A 26394-nucleotide genomic window follows, 5' to 3' on the forward strand; every position below is an offset into this window, starting at 1 on the left:
GAAATCTTGTCGCGACATTTGGCCTTATCGGTCGAAGTTCGAGCGGCACGCGGGTACCGTCGGGTTACCGGGCACATGGAATGTCGAGTGAATCGACCCGTGCCCGTCTGCGTGCGACGCGACGGACCAGACACATCAGTCCGGCAACGAGGAAGTAGGTACAACGCGAGATGGCACGAATCGGAGATGGCGGCGACCTGCTGAAGTGCTCTTTCTGCGGCAAGAGCCAGAAGCAGGTGAAGAAGCTCATCGCCGGGCCAGGCGTGTACATCTGCGATGAGTGCATCGACCTCTGCAACGAGATCATCGAGGAGGAACTCGCCGAGAACGGCGACGTCAAACTCGACGAGCTCCCGAAGCCCGCGGAGATCCGCGACTTCCTGGAGAAGTATGTCATCGGGCAGGACAAGGCCAAGCGCACTCTCGCGGTGGCGGTCTACAACCACTACAAGCGCATCCAGGCGGGGGAGAAGAAGGACTCCCGAACGGGTGAGAGCGTGGAGCTGGCCAAGTCGAACATCCTGATGCTCGGCCCGACCGGTTGCGGCAAGACCTACCTCGCGCAGACGCTCGCCAAGATGTTGAACGTGCCGTTCGCGATCGCCGACGCCACCGCGTTGACCGAGGCCGGTTATGTGGGCGAGGACGTCGAGAACATCCTGCTGAAGCTGATCCAGGCCGCCGACTACGACGTCAAGCGTGCCGAGACCGGCATCATCTACATCGACGAGGTCGACAAGATCGCCCGCAAGAGCGAGAACCCGTCGATCACCCGCGACGTGTCGGGTGAGGGTGTGCAGCAGGCCCTGCTCAAGATCCTCGAGGGCACGCAGGCATCGGTGCCGCCGCAGGGTGGTCGCAAGCATCCGCATCAGGAGTTCATCCAGATCGACACCACGAACGTGCTGTTCATCGTGGCGGGCGCGTTCGCGGGTCTGGAGAAGATCGTCTCCGAGCGCATCGGCAAGCGCGGCCTGGGTTTCGGCAACGAGGTCAAGGGCAAGGACGACATCGACACCACCGATCAGTTCGCCGACGTCATGCCGGAGGACCTGATCAAGTTCGGTCTGATCCCCGAGTTCATCGGCCGTCTCCCGGTCGTCGCCTCGGTGACCAACCTGGACAAGAAGTCCCTGGTGGCGATCCTGTCGGAGCCGAAGAACGCGCTGGTCAAGCAGTACACCCGCCTGTTCGAGATGGACGGTGTGGAACTCGAGTTCACCCAGGATGCACTGGAAGCGGTCGCCGATCAGGCGATCCACCGGGGCACGGGTGCCCGTGGTCTGCGCGCCATCATGGAAGAGGTCCTGCTCCCGGTGATGTACGACATCCCCAGCCGCGACGATGTCGCCAAGGTCGTGGTGACCGGGGAAACGGTGCGCGACAACGTGCTGCCGACCATCGTCCCGCGCAAGCCCTCGAGCGACGAGCGACGCGACAAGAGCGCCTGAGAAGACCTCCGCAAGAGAAGTGAGATCCCCGTCCGGGTCGCCCCGGGCGGGGATCTCAGCTTTCTACGAGACCGGCTCGAGCCGGATCACGACCGCCTTGGACACCGGGGTGTTGGATTCCTTGGCCACCGAGTCGAGCGGGACCAGCGGATTGGTCTCCGGGTAATAGGCGGCGGCGTTCCCGCGCGGGGTGTCGTAGGCGACGATCTCGAAGTCGCGCACCCGGCGCTCCTCGAGGCCGTCGGGGCCGTCGAACTCGGAGACGATGTCGACGTGCTGGCCGTCGCGCAGGCCGAGCGCCGCGATGTCGGCCGGGTTGACCATCACGACGTGCCGGTTGCCGGAGATCCCGCGGTAACGGTCGTCGTGCCCGTAGATCGTGGTGTTGTACTGGTCGTGGCTGCGTAACGTCTGCAGGATGAGCCGGCCGTCGGGGATCGGCACCCACTCGAGCGGGTACAGCCCGAAATGCGCCTTCCCGTCCGGGGTGTCGAACGAGCGACGGTCGCGCGGCGGGTGGGGGAGCACGAAACCGTCGCTGCGCCGGACCCGGATGTTGAAGTCCTCGAACCCGGGGATCACGTGCTCGATGTGATCGCGGATGGTGTCGTAGTCGTTCTCGAGCGCCGTCCACGGCACCGGATGATCGGGACCGAACACACGCGCGGCCAGTTCGCAGACGATGGCGATCTCGCTGCGCAGCTCATCGGAGACCGGCGGCAGCGAGCCCCGCGACAGGTGCACCGCAGACATCGAGTCCTCCACCGAAACCCGTTGCGGCACACCGTCTACGACATCGCGGTCGGTGCGGCCGAGGGTCGGCAGGATCAGCGCATGGCGTCCGGTCACCAGATGTGACTCGTTGAGCTTGGTCGAGACGTGCACCGTCAGCGCGCAGTTGCGCAGCGCGGCGGCGGTCGCCTCGGTGTCGGGGGTGGCCGACACGAAGTTGCCGCCCATCGCCATGAACACGCGGACCCTGCCCGCGGCCATCGCCTTGATCGCGGCGACCGTGTCGTAACCGTGCTTGCGGGGGCTGGTGATCCCGAACTCCGCGTCGAGGGCGGCGAGGAAGGATTCCGGCATCTTCTCGTAGATGCCCATCGTGCGGTCGCCTTGGACGTTGGAATGCCCTCGGACGGGGCACAATCCGGCGCCCGGCTTGCCGATCATGCCGCGCAGCAGCAGTACGTTGGTGCCCTCGGCGATCGTCGCGACGGCATGGCGATGCTGCGTGAGTCCCATCGCCCAGCACAGCACGATGCGCTGCGAGGTCCGCACCTTCTCGGCGAGATCCTCGATCTGCCTCCGCTCGAGCCCGGTGATTCCGGCGACCTGGTCGAGGTCGACGTCGTCGAGCATCGCGAGGTACTCGTCCACGCCGACACAGGATTCGTCGAGGAACTCGCGGTCGAACACGGTGCCCGGCGCGGCGCGCTCGGCGTCGCGCAGGAGGCGGGCGACCCCGCGGAACAGCGCCATGTCCGAGCCGAGCCGGACCTGCAGGAAGTCATCGGCCAGGGGCGTCCCGGCACCGAGGATTCCGCTGATCTTCTGCGGGTCCCTGAACCGCATCAGGCCGGCCTCGGGCAGTGGGTTGATGGCCACGATGCGTGCGCCGTTGTGTTTGGCCTTCTCCAGCGTGGCAAGCATCCGTGGGTGGTTGGTGCCCGGGTTCTGGCCGGCGATGAGGATCAGGTCGGCGGCCTCGATGTCGCCGACGGTGACCGATCCCTTGCCGATGCCGATCGAGGTGCCGAGCGCGGCGCCCGACGACTCGTGGCACATGTTGGAGCAGTCGGGCAGGTTGTTGGTACCGAGACTGCGGGCGAAGAGCTGGTAGACGAACGCGGCCTCGTTGCTGGTGCGGCCCGAGGTGTAGAACACCGCCTCGTCGGGGGAGCCCATGGCGGCGAGTTCGTCGGCGACGATTCCGTAGGCCTCGTCCCAGCCGACCGGGCGGTAGTGCGTGTCGCCCGGCGCGAGGTACATCGGGTGGGCGAGGCGACCCTGCTGGGACAGCCAGTACCCGCTGCGGGTCGCGAGATCCTCGACGGAGTGCCGTGCGAAGAACTCCGGGGTGACCGCGCGCCGGGTGGCCTCCTCGGCGACGGCCTTGGCCCCGTTCTCGCAGAACTCCGCGTGCTTGCGGTGGCCCGGGGTCTCGGGCCACGCGCATCCCGGGCAGTCGAAGCCGTTGCGCTGGTTGAGGTGGAACAGTGTCCGCGCGGTCCGCACCGGCCCCATCTGCTCCATCCCTCGCTTGAGGGCCACCGCGACTGCCGGCACCCCGGCGGCCCATGTCTTGGGATGCTTGCGGTGGACCTCGGTCGGCTCGGTGATGTCCGGGCCGGTGGCCGTCTGCTCGGTGATCCGGGGGTCACCCTGGGGGGAAGGGCTCATGATGTCCATCTTGCCCCGCAGTGACGACGTTTCGCGCAGACTGGGGGTTGTGACTCAAGACACGGGGAGTGCAGGGGCTGTAGGACTCGCGGGGATCGTCCTGGCCGGCGGCCGTTCGCGCCGCATGGGCAGTGACAAGGCCGCGCTCGACTGGGAGGGCGAGCCGATGCTCGCCCGGGTGGTCCGGATGGTGCAGCAGCGCTGCGACCCGGTGCTGGTGGTGGCGGGTGAGAGGTCCGCCGCCTATCAGGGCATCGACGACATCCGCAACCGCGCCGCGCCGGGCATCGACCGGGACCGGGTGCGCTGGGTGACCGACGAGCAGGAGGGCATCGGTCCGCTCGGCGGGCTGATCGCGGGTCTGCGCGCGGCCGCGGCTGCCGGGGCCGGGCTCGCCTTCGTGTGCGCGACGGACATGCCCCTCATCGCACCCGGACTGATCGACGAGCTGCTGCGCGGGATGACCGACTCCACCCAGGTGGTGATCGCGCGCGACGCCCAGCGTGATCACCCGATGGCCGGGATCTACCGCACCGACGCCGCGCCGGTGATCGCCGATCTCGTCACCGGCGGGGAACGCCGGATGCTGGGCGCGATCGAGGCCCTGCACACCCATCGAGTGGGGGTGTCCGACCCCGACTGGCTCGTCAACGTCAACGCCCCGGAGGACGTGCACCGGCTGCGGGCCGTCGCCAAGTAGGCGGGACGGGACCGGCGGCGAGGTCACACCCGGCGAAAACATAGAATGGCGCCCGTGACATCACTCGACCCGACATCCGCGCTGCCCGAGAACGACCTGCCGAAATCTTGGGACCCGGCCGAGCACGAGGCCGCCCTGTACCAGGGCTGGGTAGACGCCGGCTACTTCACCGCCGACGCGACGAGTGACAAGCCCCCGTTCTCGATCGTGATCCCGCCGCCCAATGTCAACGGGTCGTTGCACATGGGTCACGCCTACGAGCACGTCCTCATGGACGCGCTGTGCCGCCGCCGTCGTATGCAGGGCTACGAGGTGCTGTGGCTGCCGGGTATGGACCACGCGGCCATCGCGATGCAGACCATGGTCGAGCGCAAGCTCGCCGCCGAGGGCAAGACCCGCGACGACCTGGGCCGGGAGGCCTTCATCGAGCGGGTGTGGGCCGAGAAGGAGGAGATCGGCGGCAACATCGGCGAGCAGATGCGCCGCCTCGGCGACGGCGTCGACTGGTCGCGCGAGCGGTTCACGATGGACGAGGGTCTGTCGCGGGCCGTGCACACCGTCTTCAAGAAGATGTTCGACGACGGGCTGATCTACCAGGCCGAGCGTCTGGTCAACTGGTCGCCGGTCCTCAAGACCGCGGTCAGCGACATCGAGGTCAGCTACGCCGACGTCGAGGGCGAGCTGGTCAGCTTCCGCTACGGCTCGCTGAACGACGACGAGCCGCACATCGTCGTGGCCACCACCCGTCTGGAGACGATGCTCGGCGACACCGCGATCGCCGTGCACCCCGACGACGAGCGCTACAAGCACCTCGTCGGCACCGAGCTGCCGCACCCGTTTCTGGACCGCCGGATCCCGGTCATCGCCGACGACTACGTCGATCCCGAGTTCGGCAGCGGCGCGGTCAAGATCACCCCGGCGCACGATCCCAACGACTTCGCGATCGGTCAGCGGCACAACCTGCCGATGCCGACCATCATGGACGAGTCGGCCCGGATCGCCGGCACCGGAACGCAGTTCGACGGCATGGATCGCTTCGAGGCGCGCGTCAAGGTGCGCGAGGCGCTCGCCGAGCAGGGGCGCATCGTCAAGGAGGTGCGTCCGTACCTGCACAGCGTCGGCCACTCCGAGCGCACCGGTGAGCCGATCGAGCCGCGGCTGTCGATGCAGTGGTGGGTCAGAGTGTCCGAGCTGGCCAAGGCAGCCGGCGACGCGGTCCGCGACGGCTCGACGGTCATCCACCCGAAGTCGATGGAGCCGCGCTGGTTCGCGTGGGTCGACGACATGCACGACTGGTGCATCTCGCGCCAGCTGTGGTGGGGCCACCGCATCCCGATCTGGTATGGCCCCGACGGTGACGTCATCTGCGTCGGCCCGGACGAGCAGGCGCCGGAGGGCTACGTCCAGGAGACCGACGTCCTCGACACCTGGTTCTCCTCGGGCCTGTGGCCGTTCTCCACCATGGGCTGGCCCGATCAGACCGCGGATCTCGAGAAGTTCTACCCCACTTCGGTTCTCGTCACCGGTTACGACATCCTGTTCTTCTGGGTGGCCCGGATGATGATGTTCGGCACCTACGTCGGCAAGGAGCTGGGGCCGAACAAGAAGATCCCGTTCCACAACCTGTTCCTGCACGGCCTCGTCCGCGACGAGCACGGCCGCAAGATGTCGAAGTCGAAGGGCAACGGCATCGACCCGCTCGACTGGGTCGAGCGCTACGGCGCCGACGCCCTGCGGTTCACGCTGGCGCGCGGCGCGAACCCGGGCGCCGACATCTCGGTGGGCGAGGACCACGCTCAGTCGTCGCGCAACTTCGCGACCAAGCTGTACAACGCGACCAAGTTCGCCCTGATGAACGGTGCCAAGGTCGGCGAGCTGCCGGACACGGCGGAGCTCACCGACGCCGACCGTTGGATCCTGGGCCGCCTCGACGAGGTGCTCGCCGAGGTCGACGCCGGTTTCGAGGCGTTCGAGTTCTCGAAGGCGTGCGAGGCGCTCTACCACTTCGCGTGGGACGAGGTCTGCGACTGGTACCTGGAACTGGCCAAGGTCCAGTTCGCCGAGAACGACGAAAAGCGTTCGGAGAACACGCGAATCGTGCTCGGCGCGGTGCTCGAGCCGCTGTTGCGCGCGCTGAGCCCGGTGATGCCGTTCGTCACCGAGGTGCTGTGGAAGGCGCTCACCGGCGGTGAGTCGCTGGTCATCGCGCAGTGGCCGGCACCGTCGGGCCGGGACTGGTCGGCCGACTCGGCCGCCCGGATCGCCGACCTGCAGAAGCTGATCACCGAGGTGCGCCGGTTCCGCAGCGACCAGGGCCTGCGCCCGGGCCAGCGGGTCGCCGCGCAGTTCGAGGGCCTGGGGGAGTCGGGCATCGAACCGCTGCTGCCGTATGTGCAGTCGCTCGCGCGTCTCGACGCCGCGGGTCCCGATTTCGGGGCCACCGCGACCATCGAGGTGCGCCTGTCGGTCGGCACGGTCACCGTCGCCATCGACACCTCGGGCACGGTCGACGTCGAGGCCGAGCGCAAGCGCCTCACCAAGGACCTGGCGGCCGCGGAGAAGGAACTCGCGACCACCTCGGGCAAGCTGAGCAACGAGCAGTTCCTGGCCAAGGCGCCCGACCATGTCGTGAACAAGATCCGCGAGCGCCAGCGGATCGCCACCGAGGAGGTCGAGCGGCTGAAGGCCAAGCTGGCGAGTCTGGCCGGGCGAGCGTGAGCGACGAGAACGGTTTTCCCGAAGAGGATCCCGCAGTCGTCGGGGACGATCCGCTCGGGCTCGAGTCGCTGCTCGACGACGAGGAGCCGGCGCCCGCGCCCGAACCCCTGCGCGCGGGTGACAGCGCCGAGGATCTCGCCGAACTCGCCGAGGTCGAGGCCGAGCTCGACACCCGGTGGCCCGAGACGAAGATCGAGCCCTCGCTGACGCGGATCTCCGCCTTGATGGACCTGCTGGGGTCGCCACAGCGGGCCTACCCGTCGATCCACATCGCAGGCACCAACGGGAAGACGTCGGTGACCCGCATGATCGATGCGCTGCTGCTCGCGCTGCACCGGCGCACCGGACGCATCACGAGCCCACACCTGCAGCGCGTGACCGAGCGGATCTCGGTGGACGGCAAGCCGATTCCGGCGCGCACGTACATCGACACCTACCGCGAGCTCGAGCCGTACATCACGATGGTCGACGACAGCTCGACCGCATCGGGTGGACCGCGGATGAGCAAGTTCGAGGTGCTCACCGCGATGGCGTACGCCGTCTTCGCCGAGGCCCCGGTCGACGTAGCGGTCGTCGAGACCGGCATGGGCGGACGCTGGGATGCGACGAACGTCATCGATGGCACGGTGTCGGTGATCACCCCGATCGCCATGGACCATGCGGACTATCTGGGTGATTCGCTGACCGAGATCGCCGGGGAGAAGGCGGGGATCATCAAGCCCGGCGAGCCCGACCCGCTCGCGCCGGTCGATCCGGTCACCATCATCGCCGAGCAGTCGCCGGAGGTGATGGAGGTGCTGCTGCGGGCTGCCGTGGAGGCGGAGACCGTTGTGGCACGGCAGGGTTCGGAGTTCACAGTGCTCGACTCGGTGCTGGCCGTGGGCGGTCAGATGCTGACCATCCAGGGGCTCGGCGGCGTGTACGACGAGGTGTTCCTCCCGCTGCACGGGGCGCATCAGGCGGCCAACGCCGCGGTGGCGCTCGCCGCGGTCGAGGCGTTCTTCGGCGCAGGTCCCGACCGGCAGCTCGACGTCGAGGCGATCCGGGCCGGGTTCGCGTCCGTGGCGAGCCCGGGCCGCCTCGAGCGCCTGCGCAGCGCGCCGACGGTGTTCGCCGACGCCGCGCACAACCCGCACGGCGCCGCGGCCCTCGCCCGCGCGCTCGCCGAGGAGTTCGACTTCCGCCGGCTCGTGGGCGTCGTCGGCGTGCTCGGCAACAAGGACGCGCGCGGACTGCTCGAGGCACTCGAGCCGGTCCTCGACATGGTCGTCGTCACCGACAACGGTTCACCGCGCGCGCTCGACCCGCAGACCCTCGCCGAGTACGCGCACGAGGTGTTCGGCGAGGACCGTGTCGTGGTCAAGCCCTTCCTGCCGGACGCCGTCGAGGAGGCGATCGCCCTGGCCGAGGAGGCCGACGGCGAGCGCATCTCCGGCGCCGGGGTCGTCATCACCGGGTCCGTCGTCACCGCCGGGGCCGCACGCACACTCTTCAACAAGGAACCCTCATGACCCGCTACACCCCGCCCGCCAACGACCCGTGGAAGGGCCTGCGTGGCGTGATGGCCGGGACGATGGTCCTCGAGGTCATCGTCGTGCTGCTGGCGTTCCCGATAGTGTGGCGGCTCGGCGGCGGCCTGACCTGGGTGTCGGGCGGTTACCTCGCGCTGCTGATGATCGCGATGATCCTCGCGTGCGGTCTCCAGGGTCGTCCGTGGGCGCTGAATCTCGACCTCGCGTTACAGGCCGCGGTGATCGTCGGCGGGCTCTTCCACTGGTCGATCGCGGTGGTCGGCGTGGTCTTCGCGTCGGTGTGGCTCTACATCCGGCACGTGAAGCTCGACGTCGAGAAGCGCATCGAACAGGGACTGCTCCCAGGGCAGGAGCCCATCGAGTGACGCCGGCCGGTGCGCCGTCGGACGATCGGCGGTTCACCAGCTGCAAAACCTGTGTCCAGACCGTTACCGTCGAAGGGCAGCGCGTCGGCGGGGTTGCTGCGAGAATGGCGCAAGCCGTGGGGGAGCGGAGTGGTTCCCGCCTGGCTTCCTTCTCAATCGCGACCGCGATCGTGACGACACCCGACGTGAGGACGTACGTGCAGTTCCTGTTTTCCCGCACCCCCGCCCGCTCTGATCGCCCCCGCGCCTTTGCCGGCCTCGCCCTCGTCGGCGCCGCGACGGCACTCGCTCTCGGCGCTCCCGCTGTTGCCTCGGCCGATCCAGCTCCCGAGCAGGCCCCCGAGGCGATCGCGGCGTTCCGGGTGCCCGAGGCCGACGCCCCCGTGCCCGTCGGCGACGGCGAGTTCAGCTGGCTGGCGACCCACGCGATCACCAAGGACATCGCGGGGATGAAGGCCCCGGAGGCGATCGCCACCCTGCCGGTCCCGGCTCGCTACAAGCCCGCGAACCTGGCCCTGGCCCAGCAGTTCGACCTCGCGCTCGCCGGTGCGCTCGACTCGCCGGGCGGATGCCTGCAGGTGGTCGTCGACCCGCGGTCCAAGTCGGGCAGCCTGTTCAACTACGGCTTCTTCCCGGTCGCGGGCGAATACTGCTCCTGACGTCCACTCCTGCCCATCGGCGCCCTGGGGACGGTCGATATGGTGTCTGTCGTGACTGAACGCACTCTCGTACTCATCAAGCCCGACGGCGTCAAGCGCAATCTCGTCGGCGACATCATCAGCCGGATCGAGCGCAAGGGTCTGTCCCTCGTCGCCCTCGAACTCAAGACCGCGAGCGACGAGGTGGCCCGCGGCCACTACGCCGAACACGAGGGCAAGCCCTTCTACCCGTCGCTGCTGGAATTCATCACCTCCGGCCCCTTGGTCGCGATGGTGCTCGAGGGGCATCGCGCGGTGGCGGCATTCCGCCAGATCGCCGGCGGCACCGATCCGGTGGAGAAGGCCGTGCCCGGTACCATCCGCGGCGATTACGCACTGGAGACCCAGTACAACATCGTCCACGGTTCCGATTCGCCGGAATCGGCCGAGCGCGAGATCGCCCTCTGGTTCCCCGGACTGGCCGGCTGATTCTCTCGTCTCTTCTCCGACGCGCGCGTGCGTAACGCGCATACTTTGCGGCCATCCGGCCGCCGTGTGGGATACTTGCACAGTTATCGCCGACACACTTTGTCGACGGTGGCCGGATGACGCGCCTTGGTTCGGCGCCTCGCGGTGCGGCCAGCTGCACCGTGATGCTCAAACCACAGCTGACCCCGCCGAGGTTTGGCTGCTGCCAGCAGCCGAGACTCAGGTATTGCCCTGTGCCCGGTGGCGTGGAAGGCGCCCGGGATGCGGTCATCGACACAGCAAGAGCGTTCTCTGCTGACCGGAGATGAAGGTCCAGCACGACTACGCGTAGACCACACAACACCGGCCGTGGCGGCCGGGACACAGAGCAGACCCTCGCGTGGCCGCGTCAGCCCGACGCGCCCGGGGGTTCGAGGAGACTGAGTGACCGACAACGGGTCACCGGCTGACGCGAACGCAGCGTCGGAACCGGTGGAGGAATTTCCCAGCAAACTTCGTGTGCACGCATTGGCCCGCTTCCTGGGCCTGACGAGCCGGCAGGTGTTGGCCCACCTGGCCAATCTCGGGGTGCAGACGCGTAGCCCACAATCGAGCGTCGACCGCGAGTTGGCGCAGGCCGTCGCCGAGCGGGTCCGGGCGAACATCCCCGCCGAGGAGGCGGGCCCGGCTCCCGAGGCCGCTCCTGCCGAGGCACCTGCGGAAGCAGGGACCGCGCAGGAGAGCCCTGCAGCGGAGCCCGAAGCGGAGCCCGCCGGGCAGGAGGGCCCCGCGGAAGAGCCCGCGGCAGTGGAAGCCACTGCCGAGGAAGTCAACCAGCCCGAGGCCGGCAAGCCCGAGGCCGGCAAGCCCGAGACTGCGGAGGCCGAGTCGGCGGAGGCGTCTGCGGACGAACCGGAGACCCCCGCGCCCGGCGAGGAGACCCTGAGCCTGTTCTCCGCGGCGTCGACCCAGTATCACGAGCCGATCCCGGCAGTGCCCGCACCGGCGGAGGTCGCGCCGCTGTTCCTGCCGCCGCAGCCGCCGCAGGCGGGCGACACGGACGCCCGCACCGAACCGGATCGTGGCGAGTCCGAGGACAGACCCCAGCGAGGCGCCAAGCCCCAGCGCGACGCCAGGTCCCAGCGCGACGACAAGACCGGGCGCGACGACAAGACCGGGCGCGACGACAAGACCGGGCGCGAGGACGAGATCCGGCGCGTCAAGCCGGAGACCGCGGACGCGGAGACCGGCGCCGACCCGGATTCCGCCAACTCGGATGCCATCAACGCGGATGCCATCTACGCGGATGCCGCCAACGCGGATGCCGCCGACTCGGATGCCGACGAGCCGGGTTCGGGCTCGAATCGCAGCCGTCGCCGTCGCCGTGGACGTCGAGGCCGCGGTCGCGGTCGCGGGGACCAGGGCAGCGACGCCGAGAACAACGGCGACGCCGAGAACAACACCGATGCCGACGGCACGTCGGATTCGGACGAGGACGGCGACTCGGTCGGGACCGCCGACGAGTCGTCGCACGAGTCCGGCGCCGAGGGCTCGGAGAGCGCCGACACCGAGGCCCCGCCGACGGGGCGTCGACGTCGTCGTACCCGCCGTTCGGGTGCCGCGGTCGCGGACGCCGAGGGCGAGTCCGCCGAGACCCCCGCAGAGAATGCAGGCGAGAAGTCGGGCGGGGACACGTCGGACCGGAGCGACAAGAGCAGGTCGGACAAGAGCAAGTCGGACAGGAATGATCCGGACAGGAATGATCCGGACAAGAATGATCCGGACAAGGGCCGGTCGGCAGGGGACGAGACCGCCGACGGCGACGCCTCGGACTCGTCGGATGAGTCCGGCTCGGATTCCGACGGCTCGGACGGTGACCCGAACGAGGTGTCGTCCACGCGCCGTCGTCGGCGTCGTCGCCGTCGCAAGGGCGTCTCCGAACCCGACGAGCTGTCGCCGGACGATCCGCCGAACACCGTCATCCACGAGCGTGAACCCCGCAGCAAGCGGGCCCGCGACGAGGTCCAGGGCATTTCCGGGTCGACCCGACTGGAGGCCAAGCGCCAGCGTCGCCGCGACGGACGGGACGCCGGCCGTCGTCGCCCGCCGATCCTGACCGAGTCGGAGTTCCTCGCGCGCCGCGAGGCCGTCGACCGCGTCATGGTGGTGCGCGAGCGCAGTGCCAACAACCGCATCGTCGACGCCCACGACCACCAGCCGGTGGAGGACTACACGCAGGTCGCGGTCCTCGAGGACGGTGTCCTCGTCGAACACTTCGTCACCACCGCCAACTCGGCGTCGATGGTCGGCAACATCTACCTCGGCCGCGTCCAGAACGTGCTGCCCGGCATGGAGGCCGCGTTCGTCGACATCGGCCGCGGCCGCAACGGTGTGCTGTACGCCGGTGAGGTGAACTGGGACGCCGCCGGACTCGACGGTGGCTCCCGCAAGATCGAGCAGGCGCTCAAGCCCGGCGACAACGTGCTGGTCCAGGTGAGCAAGGACCCGGTCGGGCACAAGGGTGCCCGCCTGACCACCCAGATCTCGCTGGCCGGCCGCTACCTGGTGTACGTGCCCGGCGGTTCGTCGACCGGTATCAGCCGCAAGCTGCCCGACGTCGAGCGCAAGCGGCTCAAGCAGATCCTGGCGAAGCTGGTCCCCGAGGACGCCGGGGTGATCATCCGCACCGCGTCGGAGGGCGTCAGCGCCGAGGAGCTCGGCGCCGACATCGCGCGTCTCGAGGCGCAGTGGAAGTCGATCGAGGCGGCAGTCGAGGAGGCCAAGAAGAGCGGGTCGACCGCACCCAAGGCCCTCTACGAGGAGCCCGACCTGCTGGTGCGCGTCGTGCGCGACCTATTCAACGAGGACTTCAAGAAGCTCGTCGTCGAGGGCGACAAGGCGTGGAACCTGGTCGAGGGCTACATCAGCTCGGTGGCCCCCGACCTCATGGAGCGGGTGGAGAAGTTCACCAAGCCCCACGCCGACGCTCCGGACTCGTTCGCCGTGCACCGCATCGACGAGCAGCTCGCCAAGGCTCTCGACCGCAAGGTGTGGCTGCCGTCGGGCGGCACGCTGATCATCGAGCACACCGAGGCGATGACCGTCATCGACGTCAACACCGGCAAGTTCACCGGTTCGGGCGGCAACCTCGAGGAGACGGTCACCCGCAACAACCTGGAGGCGGCCGAGGAGATCGTGCGGCAGATGCGTCTGCGCGACATCGGCGGCATGATCATCGTCGACTTCATCGACATGGTGCTCGAGTCCAACCGCGACCTCGTGCTGCGTCGCCTCACCGAGGCGCTGGCCCGTGACCGGACACGTCACCAGGTGTCGGAGGTGACCTCGCTCGGCCTGGTCCAGATGACCCGCAAGCGTCTGGGCACCGGTCTGCTCGAGGCGTTCTCCACCACGTGCACCGCGTGCGGTGGTCGAGGCCTGATCGTGCACCAGAACCCGGTCGAGGTCCGGCCCGACGACTCGGCCCGCGCCGAGGGCGGGTCCAAGCGGTCGCGCCGCGGCAAGAAGAAGACCGAGCCGGCGGCACCGGAGGCGAAGCCCGCGACGCTGCCGCCGCACAAGCCGGCCGCCGAGCATCCGCTGTTCCGCGCCATGGCCGCACACCACCACGACGAGGATCACGACGGCGAGCACCTCGAGGAGGTGCAGGCCGACCACGCCCGGGCCGACGAGACCCAGGTCGAGGAGGGCTCGGCAGCAGACACCAAGGCAGAGATCCGGGCAGCGGAGAGCAACGCGGCAGACGCCACGGCGGGGGAGACCCGGGCCGGGGAACGCGAGGCGGGGCCGAAGTCCACGTCGGGCGCTGCCGAGGCCGATGGAGCCGGGTCCGGCGATGCCGAGGGCCGAGAGACCGATCGCGAGAAGTCGGCCGACGAGGCCGACGATGCCCGGGCGCCGGCCGCCGAGGCCGGGGGAGCCGATACGGCTGCCGACACGGATGCGCCCGATGAGCCCGCCGCCGACGGTTCGCCGGTGGACGAGCAGGAGCCGTCGTCGCAGGGTGCACCCGAGTCCGCCGCAGAGACGTCCGGGGCGGGCGAGAAGGTTCCCGCGACCACCCGCCGTCGGCGCCGCGCGGTGCGCCGTCCCGTGCAGACCACCACCGCTCCGGAGAACGTGGTGATGACCGCGTCCGACTCCGCGCCGGCCCCGGAGCCGACGACGACCTTCGGGCCGATCTCGACGGACTCGGCCGAACCGGCTGTGGCGGTCCGGCGTCGTCCTCGGCGGCGAACGGCCGGGCGGCCTGCGGGGCCGCCTCCGGCGGACGCCTGATAAGTCCTGGGTGAGGGACGGCGGGGCGAGTTTGACCCGGCCACCGCCGTTCCCGTAACCTTGGAAAGTCGCCTCCCGCGGAGGGTCTGCGCTGGTGTGTGTCGAGTACGGATTCGGCATACTGCCTCGGTGCGAATCCCGTCGGCAGGCCCTCTGGTGTGATCTGCAGCCACTCCCGGTCAACCGACTGGGTGGATTGCGGCCCGCGCCGGCATGCACTACACGAACGCCTTCGAAAGCGCCCGGCGCTGGCGAAGGGCCCGACCAGACGAGTAAGAGGAATAACTTCGATGGCAACGTACGCGATCGTCAAGACCGGCGGTAAGCAGTACAAGGTCGCTGAGGGCGACATTGTGAAGGTCGAGAAGATCGACGGAGAGCCCGGCACCACGGTGAACCTGCCGGTCGCGTTGGTCGTCGACGGCTCGAACCTGACCACCGACGCCGCCGAGTTGGCCAAGATCTCGGTCACCGGCGAGGTCGTCGAGCACGTCAAGGGCCCGAAAATCCGCATCCACAAGTTCAAGAACAAGACCGGCTACCACAAGCGCCAGGGCCACCGTCAGAAGCTGACGGTCCTGAAGGTCACCGGCATCAAGTAGTTCGATCAGCTTCGCGAAGACCTCAGGAGGACTGACAGATGGCACATAAGAAGGGCGCATCCAGCTCGCGCAACGGTCGCGATTCCAACGCCAAGCGACTCGGCGTCAAGCGTTTCGGCGGCCAGCAGGTGAGCGCCGGCGAGATCCTGGTCCGTCAGCGCGGCACCAAGTTCCACCCCGGCGTGAACGTCGGTCGCGGCGGCGACGACACCCTGTTCGCTCTCGCCGCGGGCTCGGTGGAGTTCGGCACCAAGCGTGGCCGCAAGACGGTCAACATCGTCCCGGAAACCGCTCAGGTCTGACCCGAGCACACCGGCACGACAAAGCCTTCACACAGGGCGGGCAGGGTCATTGCGTACCCGGCCCGCCCTGTCTTTTTTGAACGGAAGTAAGGAAATTCGATGTCACGGTTCGTCGACCGCGTGACCATTCACGTCGCGGCGGGCAACGGTGGCCACGGCTGCGCCTCGGTACACCGGGAGAAGTTCAAGCCCCTCGGCGGGCCGGACGGCGGCAACGGCGGCAACGGCGGCTCGGTGAGGCTCGTCGTGGACCCGCAGGTGCACACCCTGCTCGACTTCCACTTCCGTCCCCACGCCAAGGCGAGCAACGGCAAGCCCGGCGCCGGCGACAACCGCGACGGCGCCAAGGGCGAGGACTTGATCCTCAAGGTGCCCGACGGCACCGTCGTCCTCGACGACAAGGGGAACGTCCTCGCCGACCTCGTCGGCGAGGGAACCACCTTCGAGGCCGCCCAGGGTGGCCGCGGCGGCCTCGGTAACGCGGCACTCGCCTCCAAGGCGCGCAAGGCACCCGGCTTCGCGCTCCTCGGTGAGGAGGGGGAGCAGCGGTCGCTGGTCCTCGAGTTGAAGTCCGTCGCCGACGTCGGCCTGGTCGGCTTCCCGTCCGCGGGCAAGTCCTCGCTGGTCTCGGTGCTGTCGGCGGCCAAGCCGAAGATCGCCGACTACCCGTTCACCACGCTGGTCCCGAACCTCGGCGTCGTGCAGACCGCCGGCGACGTGTTCACCATCGCCGACGTCCCCGGCCTGATCCCCGGTGCCTCCAGCGGCCGAGGTCTGGGGCTGGAGTTCCTGCGGCACCTCGAGCGGTGCGCAGTGCTAGCGCACGTCGTCGACTGCGCGACCCTGGAACCCGGACGCGATCCCGTCTCCGACATCGACGCGCTGGAGGCCGAACTCGCCGCGTACAAGCCGGCGCTCGACGCCGACCACGGCCTCGGCGATCTCGCGTCGCGCCCGCGCGTGGTGATCCTCAACAAGATCGACGTCCCCGACGCCGCGGAACTCGCCGATCTCGTGGAACCCGAACTGGCCGAACGCGGTTGGCCGATGTTCCGCATCTCGGCGGTCGCCCACGAGGGTCTGCGGGAACTGACCTTCGCGCTGGCGAAGATGGTCCGGGAATACCGGGAATCGCAGCCCGCCCCCGAACCCCGCCGCCAGATCATCCGGCCCAAGGCGGTCGACGACGCGGGCTTCACGATCGTGCCGGACCCCGAGATCGAGGGCGGCTTCATCGTCCGCGGCGCGCGGCCCGAACGGTGGATCCGGCAGACCCAGTTCGACAACGACGAGGCCGTGGGCTACCTCGCCGACCGCCTCAACCGCCTCGGCGTCGAGGACGAGCTGGTCCGGCTGGGAGCCCAGCCGGGTGCGCCGGTCACCATCGGCGACGTCACCTTCGACTGGGAGCCGACCACGCCGGTGGGTGACGAGGTGCCGCTGACCGGACGTGGCACCGACATCCGCCTCGAGCGGAACGAACGAGTCGGCGCAGCAGAACGCAAGCAGGCCCGCCGCCTGCGTCGCGGTCTGCCGATCGAGGACGGAGAGCAGGACCTGTCGTGACCGCGGAATCGAGCATCGAGGTTCCCAGCAGCGTCCGGGAGCAGATCGCGCACGCCCGCAGCGTCGTGGTGAAGATCGGCTCGTCGGCGCTGACCGATCTGGACGAGGGGCTCGACCGCGACCGGCTCGACGCGCTCGCCGATGCCCTCGAGGCGCGGATGCGTGCGGGTTCCGACGTGGTCGTGGTGTCCTCCGGCGCGGTCGGCGCCGGGCTCGCCCCGCTCGGGCTGAAGAAACGACCCAAGGACCTCGCGACCAAGCAGGCCGCGGCCAGCGTCGGTCAGCTCGCCCTGGCGCACGCGTGGGGCACCTCGTTCGCACGCTACGGACGCACCGTCGGCCAGGTCCTCCTGACCGCCGACGACATCAACAACCGCCGTCATCACGCCAATGCCCAGCGGACCCTCGACCGGTTGCGCTCCCTCGGCGCGGTCGCCGTGGTCAACGAGAACGACACCGTGGCCACCAACGAGATCCGATTCGGGGACAACGACCGGCTGGCCGCGCTCGTCGCGCATCTGTGCGGCGCGGACGCGCTGATCCTGCTCTCCGACGTCGACGGCCTGTACGACGGCGACCCGCGCAAGGTCGGCGTCGACGGGCGTCGGGCCCGGTTCATCCCCGAGGTGAACGGACCCGAGGACCTCGACGGCGTCATCGCCGGATCGGGCGGCGCACTCGGTACCGGCGGCATGGCGTCGAAGCTGGCCGCCGCACGTCTGTCGGCGGACGCCGGCGTGCCGGTGTTGCTCGCCGCGGCGTCGTCTGCGGCGCAGGCGCTGGCCGACGCGTCGGTGGGAACAGTGTTCGCCGCCCGTCCCGAGCGGCTGTCGTCGCGCCGCTTCTGGGTGCGCCACGCCGCCGACGCCAGTGGACAGATCATCCTCGACGACGGTGCGGTGGCGGCCGTGTCCCGCAGGCGCCGTTCACTTCTCGCCGCCGGCGTGGTGGGCGTCGAAGGGCGCTTCTTCGAAGGTGACGTCGTCGAACTCGTCGACCAGCACGGACGCGTCGTGGCCCGCGGTGTGGCGTCGTACGACTTCGACGACGTGACGTCGATGCTCGGCCGCCATACCGACGAACTGCCGCCGGACCTGCAGCGGCCGGTGGTTCACGCCGACGATCTGGTCGTCATCTCCGGCTGAGCCGCGAACTCGGCGAGTTCGGGCAGCACCACGCCGGCCCGGTGGTCGATCTTGAGCGTCGCGAGTTCGTCGGCGCGGGTCGGCCCGCGGTTCACGATGACGATCGGCTTGCCCTCGCGGTGGGCGCGGCGTGCGAACCGCAGGCCCGACATGACCGTCAGCGAGGACCCGACCACCAGCAGCACATCGGCTTCGTCGACCGCTGAGAATGCTTGGTCCACAATGGGTTTGGCGACGGTTTCGCCGAAGTACACGATGTCCGGCTTGAGGATTCCCCCGCAGTGCGGGCAGTCGATCATCACGAACTCGGAGGTGTCGGTGAGCGAGGCGTCGGCGTCCGGCTCCACCTCGATCGCCCCACGACCGGCGACGCGCTCGGCGAAGCCGGGGTTGAGTTCCTCGAGCCGCTCGGCGAGCCGGTGCCGGGAGATGCGCCAGTCGCAGCCGAGGCAGCGGACCCGGCCATAGCAGCCGTGGAGTTCGAGCACCTTCCGCGTTCCGGCCTTGGTGTGCAGCATGTCCACGTTCTGGGTGATCACCGTCGACACCAGGCCCGCGCGCTGCATGTCGGTCAGCGCCAGATGGGCCTGGTTGGGGCGTGCGGCGTCCATGTGGCGCCAGCCGAGGTGGTTGCGCGCCCAGTAGTGGCGGCGGAACTCCGCCGACGACAGGAACATCTCCAGGGTCATCGGGGTGCGCGGCGGCGACCCCGGGCTGCGGTAGTCGGGGATGCCCGACTCGGTGGAGATGCCGGCACCGGTCAGGACGGCGACGCGGCCGCCGCCGAGCAGGTCCGCGGCCCGCGCGATCCGATCGTCGACGTCCCTGTCGAGCGGGGTGGGCTCGACCGGGATGTCGCCGAGCTGAAGACGAGTGCGCACCCTGCCCAGGATAGGCAGGGTGCGCAGAAGGGGAGAGCTCGCGTGCGAGCACGCCGGGAGCGGGGTCAGGAGACCGTCGCGTCCTCGGAGTGCTTGCCGGTCGGCTGCGGCACGGTGACGAGCGGGTACACGCCGTTCTCGTCGTGCACCTCGGTGCCGACCACCGGCGGGTTGAACACGCACAGCATGCGCATGGTGGTGTCGGCGGTGACCGTATGGCGCTCGTGGCCGTCGAGCAGGTACATCGTGCCGGGGGCCAGCGGGTAGGTCTCGCCGGTCTCGCGGTCGAGCAGGGTGCCGGTGCCCTCGACGAGCCAGACGGCCTCGATGTGGTTGGCGTAGTGGAACTCGTTGACGGTGCCGGCGTCGATGGTGGTCTCGTGGAACGAGAATCCCACGCCGTCACCGCCGAGGACGATGCGCTTGGAGCGCCAGTTGCCCTTGGGGTCGGCGACGTCGCGCTCGGTACCGGTGATCTCTTCGGTGGTTCGGACGATCATCCGATGACCTCCTTGACTGCGTCGGAAAGGATGGACAGGCCGCGATCGAGGTCCTCGCGGGAGATCGTGAGCGGCGGCAGCAGCTTGACGACCTCGTCGGACGGCCCCGAGGTCTCGGCGAGGAGTCCGTTGCCGAAGGCCTGCGCGCAGACCTTGCCGGCGGCGGTGTGGTCGTCGAAGGCCAGGCCGCGCACCATCCCGCGACCGCGGGTCGAGATGCCCTCATGGGCGTTGCACAGCTCGGTGAAGACCTCGTGGATGCGCTCGCCCTTCTCGTGGATCTCTCGGCTCAGGGTGTCGTCGGTCCAGTAGGTCTCGATCGCCTTGGCCGCGGTCACGAACGCGGGGTTGTTGCCGCGGAAGGTGCCGTTGTGCTCGCCCGGGGCCCACACGTCGAGCTCGGGCTTGAACAGGGTCAGCGCGAACGGCAGGCCGTAGCCGCTGATCGACTTCGACAGGGTGACGATATCGGGCTTGATGCCGGCTTCCTCGAACGAGAAGAACTCGCCGGTGCGGCCGCAGCCCATCTGGACGTCGTCGACGATCAGCAGGATGTCGCGGCGCTCGCACAGCTCCGACAGCGCGCGGAGCCACTCGGCGCGGGCGACGTTCACGCCGCCCTCGCCCTGCACGGTCTCGACGATGACCGCGGCGGGACGGTTGAGACCGCTGCCGGAGTCGTCGAGCACGCGCTCGAACCACGCGAAGTCCTCGACGACGCCGCCGAAGTAGTTGTCGAACGGCATCGGGGTGGCGTGGACCAGGGGGACACCTGCGCCGGCGCGCTTCATCGAGTTGCCGGTCACCGACAGCGAACCGAGCGTCATGCCGTGAAATGCGTTGGTGAAGCTGATGATCGACTCACGGCCGGTCACCTTGCGGGCCAGCTTGAGCGCGGACTCCACGGCGTTGGTGCCGGTCGGGCCGGGGAACTGGATCTTGTAGTCCAGGCCGCGCGGCTCGAGGATGTGGCGGGTGAACTTGTCGATGAAGTTGCCCTTGGCGACCGTCGCCATGTCGAGGCCGTGCGTGATGCCGTCGCTCGCGATGTAGTCGATCAGGGCCTGCTTCAACTCCGGGTTGTTGTGCCCGTAGTTCAGCGAACCGGCGCCGGCGAAGAAGTCGAGGTACTCCCGGCCGTTCTGGTCGGTGATGTACGAACCGGACGCGGTGGTGAAGACGGCCGGCCAGTTGCGGCAGTAGCTGCGCACCTCGGATTCGTGGGTGGTGAACACCGAGTCGTCGAAGGTCTTGTCGAGTACGGGAGTGGTGTCGAGAAGTTGCATGACCTGCTTCCTTCTTCTGTGTGACCGCGCTCGCATGGGTGAGCGCAGGAGTTCCGGTGTGGTGCGACGACCATGAGTACCCAGAACTCGGGAAATGTATGCCGGATTTCGGCTCTTGAATCTGTTGTCGTGCCAACAACTGAATCTATGTTGTGCCAACAACTGAATCTATGTGTGCCAACAACGTTGGGGCACTGAGTATTTCGATGGTGAGCGGTGTTACGACCGTCAACCGGGGTGCGCCGGGATCACGCGCGGAGCCCGTCAGGGCTCGGGGATCTCCGGTTCCAGCATGTAGAGGTCCTCGGGCTCGTGTGAGTCCGGGAAAACGTTGGCGCCAAACAGATCCCGGCGCTCGAAGCGGAGGCCGCGTGCCTTTGCGACCGACTCGAACAGCCGTCGTGAGGCGGTGTTGTCGGGGCTGATCGTGGTGTGCATGGCCACGACACCCTGGCGGTTCACGCGATCGAAGAGGTGATGCAGCATAGACGCGGCGATACCGTGTCCGCGCATCGAGTCGTCGACGGCGATCTGCCAGACCATCAGCGTCGAGGGGTCGTTCGGCCGACGATAACCGGTCGCGAAACCGATTGGATTGCCGTCGACTTCGGCGACGATCGACGTCTGCGCGAAGTCATGGCACCAGAGCACATAGGAATACGACGAGTTTACGTCGAGAACCTTTGAGTCCGAAGCGATTTCCCAGAGACGGGTACCGTCGGCGACTGTCGGCATCCGATAGTCGACGGTGAGTAGGGTTGTCGGGGCCGTTCTTGATTGTGAAGGGCTCATAACGCTTTCGACGCTAACGAAGGGTTACATCGAAGTCACCCGCGTCCCGGAATTGCCCCACCGAACCCCTACCTTCCCCCTGTTCAGGCATGCAATGTGAAGTGGGTCACAAAAGTTAGGATATGGTCATGACGAGGATCATCGCGGGCCGGTTACGGGGGAGACGGCTGCGCGTTCCCGGCGAGGGAACCCGCCCCACATCCGATCGTGTTCGCGAGTCCATATTCAACATGCTGGACGCGAGGTTCGACATCGAGGGTACGTCGGTCCTCGATCTCTATGCCGGTTCGGGCGCGCTGGGGATCGAGGCCGTCTCCCGCGGCGCCGCCGACGTCACGCTCGTCGACTCCTCGCGCAAGGCGGCGTCCATCATGTCCGCCAATGTGAAGGAGTGCGGCATCGGCGGGATCGCCTCGGTGGTGGTGCGACCGGTCTCGGCGTTCCTCGCCGCCCCCGGGACGCGGAGGTTCGACCTGGTCTTCTCCGATCCTCCCTATGTGCTCGGGGCCGACGTCCTGGCCGATGATCTGAAACGGCTCGCGGCCGCGCATCTGGCCGCCGACGCGCTCGTCGTGGTGGAGCGGTCCGCCCGATCGGCCGGCGACATCTGGCCGGAGGGCTTCGCGGTCCTCGTCGACAAGAGCTACGGCGACACCCGTGTCGAGGTCGGGGAGTACACCGGCGCCTGAGCCGCTCGTCACCCGGTGGTGGGTCTGGCGGTAAGTTCGGGCCATGACGACGGCAGTGTGTCCCGGTTCTTTCGATCCCTTCACCCTCGGCCACCGTTATGTGGTCGAGCGTGCGGCGGCGTGCTTCGACGAGGTCGTGATCACCGTGGTGGTCAACCCCAACAAGCGCGGCATGTTCAGCGTCGACGAGCGCATCGCCCTGATCGAGGAGGACTGCGCCGATCTCCCCGGCGTCCGCGTGGACCGCTGGGAGGGGTTGCTCGTCGACTACCTCGAGCAGGAGTCCATCCACACCATCGTCAAGGGCCTGCGCTCGGCGGTGGACTTCGACTACGAGGTCCCCATGGCGCAGATGAACCGCGACCTCGCCGGCGTGGAGACCGTCTTCCTGCTCACCGACCCGCGCTTCGCCCACGTGTCCAGCTCGCTGGTCAAGGAGGTCGCCAAGCTCGGCGGGGACGTCACCCCGTTCCTCTCGCCGCACATCCACAAGGCACTCGTCGCGAAGGTGACGGGGGAGCGTTCGGCCTGAGCCGTCGGACCGGTGCCGACGGACCTTTCTCGCCGGGCCTGTGTCACCGGACCTCTTCGCGGAGTTGTGTCATCGCCCCGTGGGTGAGACGCCTGCGGAAACCGCGACACGCCACACGCGCTTCACGAGTCACAGGCGCAACATTCGGCACAATGGCCACAGATTCACCAACTGTTGCAAACAGGCAAGCGCCGGATTGGGGTGGCTGTGTACCGGGTATTTGAGGCTCTCGACGAGCTCGTCGCCATTGTCGAGGAGGCGCGGAGCGTTCCGATGACCGCCGGCTGCGTCGTTCCGCGGGGGGACGTGCTGGAACTGCTCGACGACATCAAGGATTCGATCCCGGGTGAACTCGACGACGCCCAGGACGTCCTCGACCAACGGGAGACCCTGCTCGGCGACGCGCGTGAGCATGCCGAGACCACCATCGCCAAGGCGGATTCGGAGTCCGAGGCCGTCCTCGCGCACGCCCGCGCCGAGGCCGACCGAATCCTCTCCGAGGCGAAGGCCCAGGCCGACCGCATGGTCGACGAGGCGAGCGCGCACTCGAAGTCGCTCCTCGAGGAGGCCACCGAGGAGGCCCGTCGCCTGCAGGCAAGCGCCGCGCGCGAATTCGAGGCCGTGACCGGTCGGGCCCGCGCCGAGGCGCAGCGCACCATCGACGCGGCCAACAACACCTACGACAAGTCGGTCGCCGACGGCATCGCCGAGCAGCAGCGCCTGGTCTCCGAGACCGAGGTCGTCGCCGCTGCCAAGTCGGAGGCCGAACGGATCATCGACGCGGCACACGCCGAGGCCGACCGCCTGCGCGGCGACTGCGACGTCTACGTCGACGAGAAGCTCGCGCAGTTCGAGGAGATCCTCACCGGCACCCTGCGTTCGGTGAACCGTGGACGCCACCAGCTGCGGACCGGTGCCGGCATGCACGACTACGTCGAGTATCCGCGCAGCGCCGACGAGTCCCGCGAGGCCGGATATTCGCGCGACACCCACCGCGGCTCATACGACCGTGACCAGGGATCCCCGCTCGCGGTGTGACCTGCTCGACAGCCGGTCACGCATCGGGCTCGCACACGCCGCCGGGGGCGGTCGATGATTCGCGAATCCGGGCGTATCGTGCAGCTTGTGTCTGATCATGCTGTGACATCAGAAACCGCGCGCGGTAGCGAATCCGCGCCGCGGCGCGACCCCTTCGTACTCGATGTCCGGTCGATGAACCGTCGCCCCGGGACGATGACCGAGGTGCACCGCACCGTCGAGACCCCCGATCGTCTGGGGGTTGCGATGATCGGCATCCCCGAGGGCTCCGACGTCGATCTGGACCTCCGGCTCGAGTCGGTGAGCGAGGGAATCCTGGTGACCGGCACCGCGTGCGGTGAGACCGTCGGTCAGTGTTCCCGCTGCCTCGAGCGCATCGACGGCACGGTGACGGTGTTCCTCACGGAGCTGTTCGCCTACCCCGACAGCGTCACCGAGCAGACGACCGAGGAGGACGACGTCCACCGGATCGTCGACGAGCGCATCGACCTCGAACAGGCGATCATCGACGCGGTCGCCCTCGAGCTGCCGATGTCGCCGCTGTGTGAACCGGACTGTCCCGGACTGTGTCCGGTGTGCGGCATCCGGCTGGCGGTCGCCGAACCGGGCCACGGCCACGAGGTGATCGATCCTCGCTGGGCGGGGCTCGCGGACAAGTTCGCCTCGCTCTCCGACGACGAGAAGGGTGAACAGGCGGCCGACGGCGACCAGGAGCGTCGTGACTGAGACACCTCGCGAGGACGGCCGTTTCGCCGCGCTGCTGGAAGCCCTCGACACCGACATCCCGGAAGAACTGCTGACGCTGGCGCTGACGCACCGCTCCTACGCGTACGAGCACGGCGGCCTGCCGACCAACGAGCGCCTCGAGTTCCTCGGGGACTCCGTGCTCGGCGTGGTCATCACCGAGCGCCTGTACCTGCGCTACCCGGATCGCCCGGAGGGTGAGCTCGCGAAGATCCGGGCGAGCGTCGTCAACATGCACGCCCTCGCCGACGTCGCCCGCGGCCTCGGCGACGAGGGCGGGCTCGGCACCTACCTGTACCTCGGTCGCGGCGAGGAGATGACCGGCGGCCGGGACAAGGACTCGATCCTCGCCGACGGCCTCGAGTCGATCTTCGGCGCGGTGTTCCTGAGCCACGGCCTGAGGACCTCGCAGCGGGTCATCCTGCGTCTGTTCGACGAGCGCATCGACAAGGCCGGTCAGCTCGGTGCCGGGCTGGACTGGAAGACCTCGCTGCAGGAGCTCAGCTCCGAGCGCGGCTACGGCCCGCCGCAGTACCAGATCTCCTCGACCGGCCCCGACCACAACAAGGAGTTCACCGCGATCGCCATGGTCGCGGGGGAGAACCTCGGCGAAGGCGTCGGCCGCACCAAGAAGGAAGCCGAACAGCAGGCCGCCGCCCATGCATGGAAGGCGCTGACCGATCGCGCCGCGGCGGGGAACGAGGCCTCCACAGACAACGCCGTGGATGCCTGAACTCCCCGAGGTCGAGACCGTCCGCATGGGTCTCGAGAAGCATCTGGCCGGGCGTGCGGTCGGCTCGGTCGAGGTCCTGCACCCGCGGGCCGTGCGTCGCCACCTCGGTGGCGAGCCGGACCTCATCGGCCGGCTGCGCGGCAAGCGGGTCACCGGTGTGCGCCGCCGCGGCAAGTACATGTGGATCGACGTGGCCGACGCCACCGATCGCGCCGCGCTCGTGGTCCATCTCGGGATGAGCGGTCAGATGCTCATCTCCCGTGAGGGCGCGCCCGACCACACGCATCTGCGCATCCGCGCCGTCCTCGACGACGACAACGAGCTGCGTTTCGTCGACCAGCGCACGTTCGGAGGCTGGCATCTCGACGACTATGTGACCGACGACCACGGCGTCGAGGTCCCGGTGTCGGTGGCGCACATCGCGCCTGACCCATTCGACCCCGTCTTCGACCCCGCGGACGTCGTCACCCGCATGCGCGCCAAGCACTCCGAGATCAAGCGCGTCCTGCTCGATCAGACCGTCATCTCCGGGGTCGGCAACATCTACGCCGACGAGGCGCTGTGGCGCGCGCGGCTGCGCGGGACCCGGATCGCGGAAACGATCAGCCGCAAGAAGCTGCGCGAGTTGATCGACGCCGCGACCGCGGTCATGAGCGAGGCGGTCGAGGTCGGTGGGACGTCCTTCGACTCGCTGTACGTCAATGTCAACGGACAGTCCGGCTATTTCGAGCGCTCACTGAACGCCTATGGGCGCGAAGGGCTTCCGTGCAAGCGCTGTGGCACGTTCATGCGTCGCGAGTCGTTCATGAACCGCAGCTCGTATTTCTGCCCGAAGTGCCAGCGGCGATCGCGGAAGGGAGGCGTTGTCTCTCGCTGACGGCCTGCGATATCCATGTGAGTCCGGCGCGCCGACGAGTCCTCGTCGATCGGGTACGGGCCCGTGTCGCGGACGCAGGCGAACTCGGCGGCGTGTGATCGGAACCATGGTCGGCCGATCGGGTTCGGCACTC

23 protein-coding genes are annotated in these 26394 nt (G+C 68.5%); 18 read left to right on the top strand and 5 right to left on the bottom strand.

Annotated features, from left to right (window positions below; all coding sequences use genetic code 11):
* Positions 1-170 precede the first annotated feature (170 nt).
* The gene (gene clpX, locus ABFT43_RS07250) at positions 171-1451 is read left to right on the top strand and encodes an ATP-dependent Clp protease ATP-binding subunit ClpX (RefSeq protein ID WP_347959689.1); all 1281 of its coding nucleotides are present in this window, start codon (positions 171-173) and stop codon (positions 1449-1451) included.
* A gap of 63 nt (positions 1452-1514) precedes the next feature.
* On the opposite strand, the gene ABFT43_RS07255 is transcribed toward clpX, so the two are convergent.
* Positions 1515-3854 (bottom strand): FdhF/YdeP family oxidoreductase, encoded by a 2340-nt coding sequence (locus ABFT43_RS07255; protein ID WP_347959690.1) that lies wholly within the window; start codon positions 3852-3854, stop codon positions 1515-1517.
* 49 nt (positions 3855-3903) lie between these two features.
* Between ABFT43_RS07255 and mobA the strand changes: the two genes are divergently transcribed.
* The 11 genes from mobA (at position 3904) to proB (ending at position 18189) form a co-directional block, all read left to right on the top strand.
* Positions 3904-4554, top strand: a complete 651-nt coding sequence (gene mobA / locus ABFT43_RS07260) for a molybdenum cofactor guanylyltransferase (protein WP_347959691.1) — start codon at positions 3904-3906, stop codon at positions 4552-4554.
* A 45-nt stretch (positions 4555-4599) separates the two neighbouring features.
* Positions 4600-7272, top strand: coding sequence for a valine--tRNA ligase (locus tag ABFT43_RS07265; RefSeq protein WP_347959692.1), 2673 nt, complete (start codon positions 4600-4602; stop codon positions 7270-7272).
* Positions 7269-8783, top strand: a complete 1515-nt coding sequence (gene folC, locus ABFT43_RS07270) for a bifunctional tetrahydrofolate synthase/dihydrofolate synthase (RefSeq protein ID WP_347959693.1) — start codon at positions 7269-7271, stop codon at positions 8781-8783. Before ABFT43_RS07265 ends, folC begins: the two co-directional genes overlap by 4 nt.
* Positions 8780-9169 (top strand): DUF4233 domain-containing protein, encoded by a 390-nt coding sequence (locus ABFT43_RS07275; protein ID WP_347959694.1) that lies wholly within the window; start codon positions 8780-8782, stop codon positions 9167-9169. Before folC ends, ABFT43_RS07275 begins: the two co-directional genes overlap by 4 nt.
* A gap of 197 nt (positions 9170-9366) precedes the next feature.
* Positions 9367-9828 (top strand): hypothetical protein, encoded by a 462-nt coding sequence (locus ABFT43_RS07280; RefSeq protein WP_347959695.1) that lies wholly within the window; start codon positions 9367-9369, stop codon positions 9826-9828.
* Positions 9829-9879: 51 nt separating this feature from the next.
* Positions 9880-10296, top strand: a complete 417-nt coding sequence (gene ndk / locus ABFT43_RS07285) for a nucleoside-diphosphate kinase (protein ID WP_347959696.1) — start codon at positions 9880-9882, stop codon at positions 10294-10296.
* A 423-nt stretch (positions 10297-10719) separates the two neighbouring features.
* Positions 10720-14574: a translation initiation factor IF-2 N-terminal domain-containing protein gene (locus ABFT43_RS07290; protein WP_347959697.1), complete on the top strand. Its 3855-nt coding sequence runs from the start codon at positions 10720-10722 to the stop codon at positions 14572-14574.
* Positions 14575-14864: 290 nt separating this feature from the next.
* Positions 14865-15176 carry a 50S ribosomal protein L21 gene (gene rplU / locus ABFT43_RS07295; RefSeq protein ID WP_347959698.1) on the top strand — a complete coding sequence of 104 codons (312 nt, stop codon included), beginning with the start codon at positions 14865-14867 and terminating at the stop codon, positions 15174-15176.
* 38 nt (positions 15177-15214) lie between these two features.
* Entirely contained in the window at positions 15215-15478 is a 264-nt protein-coding gene (gene rpmA / locus ABFT43_RS07300; RefSeq protein WP_347959699.1) for a 50S ribosomal protein L27, read from the top strand.
* Between the two features lie 99 nt (positions 15479-15577).
* Positions 15578-17044: a GTPase ObgE gene (gene obgE / locus ABFT43_RS07305; protein WP_347959700.1), complete on the top strand. Its 1467-nt coding sequence runs from the start codon at positions 15578-15580 to the stop codon at positions 17042-17044.
* Positions 17041-18189: a glutamate 5-kinase gene (gene proB / locus ABFT43_RS07310; RefSeq protein ID WP_347959701.1), complete on the top strand. Its 1149-nt coding sequence runs from the start codon at positions 17041-17043 to the stop codon at positions 18187-18189. Before obgE ends, proB begins: the two co-directional genes overlap by 4 nt.
* On the opposite strand, the gene ABFT43_RS07315 is transcribed toward proB, so the two are convergent.
* From ABFT43_RS07315 to ectA, 4 genes are all read right to left on the bottom strand, one after another.
* Positions 18156-19070, bottom strand: coding sequence for a Sir2 family NAD-dependent protein deacetylase (locus ABFT43_RS07315; protein ID WP_347959702.1), 915 nt, complete (start codon positions 19068-19070; stop codon positions 18156-18158). The two genes, proB and ABFT43_RS07315, sit on opposite strands and share 34 nt — an antisense overlap.
* Before the next feature lie 65 nt (positions 19071-19135).
* Positions 19136-19570 (bottom strand): ectoine synthase, encoded by a 435-nt coding sequence (locus ABFT43_RS07320; protein WP_347959703.1) that lies wholly within the window; start codon positions 19568-19570, stop codon positions 19136-19138.
* Positions 19567-20856 (bottom strand): diaminobutyrate--2-oxoglutarate transaminase, encoded by a 1290-nt coding sequence (ectB, locus tag ABFT43_RS07325; protein ID WP_347959704.1) that lies wholly within the window; start codon positions 20854-20856, stop codon positions 19567-19569. The genes ABFT43_RS07320 and ectB overlap by 4 nt, the downstream gene beginning before the upstream one ends.
* Before the next feature lie 264 nt (positions 20857-21120).
* On the bottom strand, positions 21121-21648 hold the full coding sequence (gene ectA, locus ABFT43_RS07330; protein ID WP_347959705.1) for a diaminobutyrate acetyltransferase: 528 nt from the start codon (positions 21646-21648) through the stop codon (positions 21121-21123).
* Positions 21649-21776: 128 nt separating this feature from the next.
* Between ectA and rsmD the strand changes: the two genes are divergently transcribed.
* The 6 genes from rsmD to mutM all read left to right on the top strand — a co-directional run bounded on the left by rsmD (position 21777) and on the right by mutM (position 26261).
* Positions 21777-22337 (top strand): 16S rRNA (guanine(966)-N(2))-methyltransferase RsmD, encoded by a 561-nt coding sequence (rsmD, locus tag ABFT43_RS07335; RefSeq protein WP_347959706.1) that lies wholly within the window; start codon positions 21777-21779, stop codon positions 22335-22337.
* 43 nt (positions 22338-22380) lie between these two features.
* Positions 22381-22869, top strand: a complete 489-nt coding sequence (gene coaD / locus ABFT43_RS07340; protein ID WP_347959707.1) for a pantetheine-phosphate adenylyltransferase — start codon at positions 22381-22383, stop codon at positions 22867-22869.
* Positions 22870-23076: 207 nt separating this feature from the next.
* Positions 23077-23907, top strand: a complete 831-nt coding sequence (locus tag ABFT43_RS07345) for a DivIVA domain-containing protein (RefSeq protein ID WP_347959708.1) — start codon at positions 23077-23079, stop codon at positions 23905-23907.
* A 54-nt stretch (positions 23908-23961) separates the two neighbouring features.
* Positions 23962-24633, top strand: a complete 672-nt coding sequence (locus tag ABFT43_RS07350) for a YceD family protein (protein WP_347959709.1) — start codon at positions 23962-23964, stop codon at positions 24631-24633.
* Positions 24626-25384, top strand: coding sequence for a ribonuclease III (rnc, locus tag ABFT43_RS07355; protein ID WP_347959710.1), 759 nt, complete (start codon positions 24626-24628; stop codon positions 25382-25384). Before ABFT43_RS07350 ends, rnc begins: the two co-directional genes overlap by 8 nt.
* Positions 25377-26261, top strand: a complete 885-nt coding sequence (gene mutM, locus ABFT43_RS07360; RefSeq protein ID WP_347959711.1) for a bifunctional DNA-formamidopyrimidine glycosylase/DNA-(apurinic or apyrimidinic site) lyase — start codon at positions 25377-25379, stop codon at positions 26259-26261. Before rnc ends, mutM begins: the two co-directional genes overlap by 8 nt.
* Positions 26262-26394: the final 133 nt, after the last annotated feature.

The sequence above is a fragment of the Gordonia aurantiaca genome (assembly GCF_039939235.1).
GTDB lineage: Bacteria > Actinomycetota > Actinomycetes > Mycobacteriales > Mycobacteriaceae > Gordonia.